7 protein-coding genes are annotated in these 6,873 nt (G+C 31.1%); all 7 read left to right on the top strand.

Features of this window, described 5'->3' with window-relative positions; translation table 11 throughout:
- The first annotated feature begins 323 nt into the window (after positions 1–323).
- The gene (locus I130_RS12470; RefSeq protein ID WP_034923680.1) at positions 324–2,405 is read left to right on the top strand and encodes an ATP-binding protein; all 2,082 of its coding nucleotides are present in this window, start codon (positions 324–326) and stop codon (positions 2,403–2,405) included.
- A gap of 205 nt (positions 2,406–2,610) precedes the next feature.
- The gene (locus I130_RS12465) at positions 2,611–2,865 is read left to right on the top strand and encodes a type II toxin-antitoxin system Phd/YefM family antitoxin (RefSeq protein WP_034923677.1); all 255 of its coding nucleotides are present in this window, start codon (positions 2,611–2,613) and stop codon (positions 2,863–2,865) included.
- Between the two features lies 1 nt (position 2,866).
- A complete protein-coding gene (locus tag I130_RS12460) occupies positions 2,867–3,124 on the top strand; it encodes a Txe/YoeB family addiction module toxin (RefSeq protein ID WP_034923674.1) in 258 nt (85 codons plus the stop codon).
- Positions 3,125–3,279: 155 nt separating this feature from the next.
- Positions 3,280–3,897 carry a hypothetical protein gene (locus tag I130_RS12455; RefSeq protein WP_034923670.1) on the top strand — a complete coding sequence of 206 codons (618 nt, stop codon included), beginning with the start codon at positions 3,280–3,282 and terminating at the stop codon, positions 3,895–3,897.
- A gap of 166 nt (positions 3,898–4,063) precedes the next feature.
- Positions 4,064–5,356, top strand: coding sequence for an erythromycin esterase family protein (locus I130_RS12450; RefSeq protein ID WP_034923666.1), 1,293 nt, complete (start codon positions 4,064–4,066; stop codon positions 5,354–5,356).
- Positions 5,357–5,515: 159 nt separating this feature from the next.
- Positions 5,516–5,995: an SRPBCC family protein gene (locus tag I130_RS12445; RefSeq protein ID WP_034923663.1), complete on the top strand. Its 480-nt coding sequence runs from the start codon at positions 5,516–5,518 to the stop codon at positions 5,993–5,995.
- Positions 5,996–6,153: 158 nt separating this feature from the next.
- Positions 6,154–6,660, top strand: coding sequence for a hypothetical protein (locus I130_RS12440; RefSeq protein WP_034923660.1), 507 nt, complete (start codon positions 6,154–6,156; stop codon positions 6,658–6,660).
- Positions 6,661–6,873: the final 213 nt, after the last annotated feature.

Here is a 6,873-nt window from a genome sequence, read left to right as displayed (position 1 = left end):
AGGATCTGGAGGCATCGTGAAAGATTTACCGCCAAAGAGATCGGTGCTGCAATGTATTTTCCAGCTTCTCTTGTGAATATCAATTCCTATGAATAACTTTGGTAATGCAGTAACTCGGGTTTCCATATCTTTAGTTTTTATAGTGATTATTAAAGATACTCGATTACTGCTTTTTCATGGATGCTAACAGCAAATAGCGGGCAATCTGGTGAAAAGTGTTATTTTAGTGACCAAGTAAAAAACAACTAAGCCGACAAGTTCGTGTCCCTACTCCACGCCACTTGCGTTAAACAAGACCGTTGCCCGCAATTATTCAGAAAAATATGAGTAAAAAATTTAGATTAATTTTTTTAGGAATTTCTTTATTAATTCTATTAATATTAGGGAAATCTCTAACTGGCGATTTTCACTTTATATTAGATGATTTTTGGTTTACTTCGGGTCTGCTTCTTCTTATTTTGCTCTCCCTAATTGACCAACCCCATTTTTCAAAAGATTCTAATATTTTTATAAATGCTATTACTGCTGGTATATCATTATTAATAGTAGAAAGTGAAAAACGAGATTTTATCTTTTGGATTTTTTTAGGTGTAATAGTCTACCTGATTACTACTAGTTATGCCCTTCTTTGGCTAAGACAACAAAGTTTAGGTCAAGAAAATAAAGCAATTCGATTAATTGCAAGATTAAATAGGGAAATCGGAAAACCAGAAACATTATTTTCTAGTTTCTTCCTTTGGGGAGTATTTATGCAATTTGGTACAGGGAATAATCAATTTAATGGATTGCTATTATTTTGGGCAATCTTTATAATTTTAAATATTCCATCCCTTGCCAATTCAATCGAAGATATTTTTAAAATAAGTAAGGATAAAAGTAATAAGCTAGCATTAGGTCAAATTTTCGGAGTACAATCCAAAAATACTTTTTTGGTTAAATTGTATGATTCATCAGACCGAGTTGTAAATACAAGAATATTTGATTTTGTAGAATTTAAATATTCTACCGACAAAAAAGTTAGAAAAGGTTTGTTGCTTGATACATATTTATTAAATCAACAACAATGGGTTAAGGTTTTATCAAATAGCGAAATCGAGAAAATATTCACTTCCAATATATTTGAAGACCATAAATCTGATGTTGTTTACAAATTGGAAAATATACCTGAAAATGATTACTTAAAACGATTTGTAGGTATAGTAACTGAGAATAGTACAATTTTTAAAATTCGATTTATTTATAATTCAAAGATAAGAATAAGTGAAGGACAGTTATTGGAAGTCAATATTCAAGGTCAAAAAGTTCTCTATCAAATCGTAGAAGGAATTACTAAAATAGAGCAATTAGAAAATAAAAACCAAACAGGAATTATTCTGGGAGAAGGATTACAGCTAGGAACTTGGAACGAAGATAAATTTCAGTTTGAACAATTTGGGTGGGTACCAGAAATAAATACGCCTATCTACATAGCTTCTGGAATTAATGATCCAAAAATTGAAGAAAATGAATATAAAATCGGACAAATTCCAGACACTAATTATCCAGTAGTCTTGAATAAAGATACAGCTATGTCTCATCATATGGCTGTTGTTGGGGTAACAGGTACAGGGAAGTCAGTTTTTTCTAGAAATCTAATTCGACAATATCTCAAAGACGAAAACACAAAGGTAATTTGTATTGATTTCACAGGGGAATATGTGGGTAAATTTTCAGATTTAAGTCCAATAAAAACTATAGAAGAAACTGTAAGCGAAAAACTCTTTAAAGATATTGACTACATTGAACAACAGATTTCAGACAATTATAACAAGGACAATGAAAATTCACGAAAAAGAAAAAAAGAAGTATCAGAAACCATTCATAGTCAAATAGAAGATTTTTTAAAAGGAGAAAACCAACTTTCAATTTTCGAACTTCCACACGTTGAAAATACTTCTGGAGTTCTAACTTATACTAAAACATTTTTTAGATTGCTATTCCATATTGCAAAAACCCAAAAGAGTTTTGGCAATCGAATTTGTATTGTATTAGAAGAAGCTCATACGGTTATACCTGAATGGAATTTCTCAGGAGTATCAGATAAAGTTTCTCAGCCGTTATTAAATAGTATTGCTCAGATTGCATTACAGGGAAGAAAATATAATGTAGGACTTTTAGTAATTGCTCAAAGAACAGCAAACGTTTCCAAAACAATTTTAACACAATGCAATACTATAATCTCGTTTCAAGAATTTGACAAAACTAGTAGTGACTTCTTATCGAACTATTTTGGTCAAGAAATAACAAAGTCACTTCCCAAATTAAAATTCAGACAGGCAATAGTTGCAGGGAAAGCATTGAAATCAAATGTGCCGATGATATTTGAAGTTCCTGAAATCAATGAAGATGAGTTAGAAGAAGAATAAAAGCGGGCAACATCGGTTAAGCGCAAATAGCGGGCATTCGAGTAAAAAGTAATATTTTAGACATCAAGTAACAAACAACTAAGCCGACAAGAACGTGTCCCTACTCCACGCTACTTGCCTTAACCAAGACCGTTGCCCACAATACAAAAAAAATTGCATGAACTAAATATTGTACATATATTTGTACACAATAAAATACTCTATTATGCAAATAGCAACTGTTTCTGATTTTCGTAAAGACATTAAAACCTACTTGGACAAAGTTGTAAAAAACTTTGAAACTCTTATTATCAATCGTGGAAAGGACACCGGAATTGTAGTTATGTCGTTACAAGAATATAATTCCTTGATGGCAACAAATTATGAATTGTCCTCTCGGAAAAATGAATTGAGATTAGATTCTGCAATTGATAAATTAAGAAGTGGTAAAACTATCAATAAGGAATTAATCGAAGATTAATATGAAATATGTATTTGTTGACGAATCTTGGGAAGATTATTTGTATTGGCAAAAAACTGATAAAAAGAAGTTGAAGAAAATAAATCAACTTTTAAAAGATATAGCGAGAAATCCTTTTGATGGAATTGGAAAACCAGAAGCTTTAAAGCATAAATATTCTGGATTTTGGTCAAGAAGAATTGATAGTGAACATAGGTTAATTTATCAATTTAAAGATGACGAAATATTGATTGCTAAATGTAGATTCCATTACGAATAAAAAAAGTACTGTGGGCAACATCGGTTAAGCGCAAATAGCGGGCATTCTGATGAAAAGTATTATTTTAGACACCAAGTAAAAAACAACAAAGCCGACAAGAACGCGTCCCTACTCCACGCTACTTGCCTTAACCAAGACCGTTGTGCACAATTATTATGAAAACACAGATTTTAATTTTATTAATTCTAATATCTTTCCATTCTTTTGGACAAGATGAAAAAGCCGATAAAATACAAACAGAATGGTATCAAAAAGCTGAAATAAGTTTAGATAGTTCGAAAATAAGAAACGCGTTTCATGAATATGAGTTTTCATTTAAAATGGTTCCTGAAAGTAAATTGGGTAAGAATTCAAAAAAACTTTCTGATTCTTTGAAAATCATCCTGAGAACTGAATTAATCGAGGATTTAAATGGAACTTGGGAACTTAAAATTTTTAATAAAATCAAGTCAGAAGCAGATAAAATTCATTATCAAAAACTTGGAGAATATCTAAAATTTAGAAATGACTCCATATTTTTTTATAAAAATAAATCTAATTTAAAATTGCATAAGCCAACAAAAATACAAAAGATTGAATTTTGCGATTTAGAAACGACTTTCCCACATTATTCAGACATTGTACATACAGATAATAAAATTTGGGATTACTTTATTGACTCGACCAATAACAAATTAATTATAGAAGAAAATGGAGAATTATCTAGAGACGGAAAAAGTCGCTCATGGGTTGGAAGCCATCCTTCAGGTTATACATATTATCGGATAAAATAACTGTGCACAACATCGGTTAAGCCCAAATAGCGGGTATTTCAACAAAAAGTAATATTTTAGTGACCAAGAAACAAACAACTAAGCCGACAAAAACGTGTCCCTACTCCACGCCACTTGGCTTAACCAAGACCGTTGTTCAAAATTTTCAAGATAAGCCGAACTATAAATGAGACATTTTTTAATCGTATTTCTATTTTTATTTGTTCCCCAAATCCAAGCTCAAAATAACAAAACTGTCGAATGGATAAATAGTAATCTGATAGAAATTGAAAATTCAGATCCCGACACTTATCTTGCATCATTTGACAAAAATATTCCTGAGAAATTTCAGAATGCAAAAATTTTTGGTTTTGGAGAAACCACACATCATGGTAAAGAATTTTTCGATATAAAAGCAAAGTTTTTCAAATACTTAGTGAAAGAAGAAAATGTAAAAGCTTTTTTGATGGAAGAATCTTATATAGCTGAATTAGGTATTAATGAATGGATTAGCGGTGGAAAAGGTGATATAAAAACTATAGCTGAGAATTTTAGCATTTATCCGTGGCATACCTTGGAAGTTGTAGATCTTTTACAATGGATGAGAAATTATAATTTAAATAAAAGGAAAGTTGAACAAATTCGCTTTTATGGAATAGATATCCAGGTAGTGACAGATATCAATGAAAGAATACGCAGATTTGTGAAAAAATATAATTTGCCAGTCAATGACGATTTGCTTTCAATTACTGATGAAAGTGTAAATAAGAAAATTGACTACAAAAATATATCTTCGAAATGGGCAGATGAGAAAAATCCTAAACTTCGAGAGTTAAAGCAAATAATCGTAGAGTCAGAATCTACTACAACTGATATTGAGGAATTCAAAGATATTATAAGAGCTATTGAATATCTAATAGATTACAATTTCTATATTCAAAATCCTACGAGTCAAATTCGAGATTTGAAAATGTTCGAAAATGCCAAATATATAATTGATAATAATACTCAAAATGGAAAAGCATTTATCTGGGCACATAATGAACATATTAATAATCTAGAAATGTTGTCTTATGGAAGTGGCTGGACTAATTTAGGTGCGCATTTAAAAAATTATTATAAAGAGAATTATTACAGTGTAGGATTCGATTTCGGAATTGGTGATTTAAGAGGTTATATTGTCGAAAAGAACAAGCCTAATCATTGGGAAGTTTTTACGATGAATCAACCTTTTAAAAGGACATATTCAGAAACATTAATAAAGGCAAACAAAGACATCTATTTTATAGAAATGGATAAAGCTATTAAAGATAATTCCATAAATTTTTTCAGTAAAAAAGTAAAACAATTAATACTAGGTGGACCGGGTTTCAATCCTAAAGATTATCATTTAGTCAATAAAAAGTTTTCAGAAATGTATGATGGATTAATTTTCATAAAAAGAATTACAGTTCCAAACTATAAATTAAATAGTACATAAAAACTTTGCACAACATCGGTTAAGCGCAAATAGCGGGCATTCTGGTGAAAAGTGTTATTTTAGAGACCAAGTAAAAAACAACAAAGCCGACAAGAACGTGTCCCTAATCCACGCTACTTGCCTTAACCAAGACCGTTAGCTCGCATTAAAACCAACAGAATGCCAAGAATAGAATTACGGACTGAAATAAAAGCTGACAAGAAATTGGTGTTTGATTTATCACGAAGTATCGATTTACATAAAATTTCTACTCAACATACAAATGAGGAAGCTATTGCTGGTAAAACTAGCGGACTAATTGGAATGAACGAAACTGTAACCTGGAGAGCAAAACATTTCGGAATAACTCAAAATCTGACTTCAAAAATTACCGAATTAAATTCGCCTGAATACTTCAAAGATGAAATGATTGAGGGTGCATTTCAAAGTTTTAAACATCAACATAAGTTCTCCAATTTTGATAACGGAACCTTAATGATTGATATTTTTGACTATAAGTCTCCATTCGGAATTTTAGGAAAATTAGCTGACCGACTTTTTTTAAAGCAGTATATGACTGAATTACTTGAAACAAGAAATAGAATGATAAAAGAATTTGCGGAATCTGAAAAATGGAAACAAGTATTAAAAGCCGAATAAATTAACGCGAGCTAACATCGGTTAAGTGCAAATAGCGGGCATTCTGGTGAAAAGTGATACATTAGATCCCAAGTAAAAAACGACTAAGCCGACAAGAACGTGTCCCTACTCCACGCTACTTGCCTTAACCAAGACCGTTGGCAAAAATTTAAATTACGATGAAAAATTTATTATTCACAATTACATTGATGATTTGTTCTTCAGTCTTCGGACAAACTACAGAATTAAAATATGCTGAGGATGTAAAATCAATAGATGCAATCATTAACGCGTATTATGATGTTGTTTCGGGTTCAAGTAATGACCCGTGGGAATTTGAAAGAGATAAGTATATTCATTCAAAAGATGCAGTTATAACTAGACTGGACGAAAATGGAAAAGCAGAATCACATAAACTTGAAGCGGAATATATCCCAATCGGACTATCACCGAAAGAAGATTTTTATGAAAAAGAACTTAAAAGAATGACTACCCAATTTGGAAATATTGCGCAAGTTTGGAGTGCATTTGAAATAAGAACTGAGCCGAATATGGCGTCCAATATTAAAGGTTTGAACAGCATTCAACTTCATTATGAAAATGGTAGATGGTGGATAGATAGTTGGACTTGCGAAATGGAATTTGATAAAAATATGTTAGTAATAGATTTCTTGAAGAAAGAATAAAAAAACTTTTGCCAACATCGTTTCCTATGAAAAGCAATAACCTTATTTCTTAAAGATAATATTTTAATTTCTCTTATTTCATACTTATAATATTTTAACGTGTTGAATTTTTGATGAAGCTTTGCTTCAGTAAGAATTCAACACAAAAATAACCTGCTCAGCATCCTATTTGTGGTCACTTCTTGAGTGCCACCAGCATCACTATGATTGTGG

The sequence above is a fragment of the Gillisia sp. CAL575 genome (assembly GCF_000403785.1).
Classification (GTDB): Bacteria; Bacteroidota; Bacteroidia; order Flavobacteriales; family Flavobacteriaceae; genus Gillisia.
The sequence above is the reverse complement of the archived record's forward strand: the minus strand, read 5'-3'. Positions and strand labels throughout refer to the sequence as shown.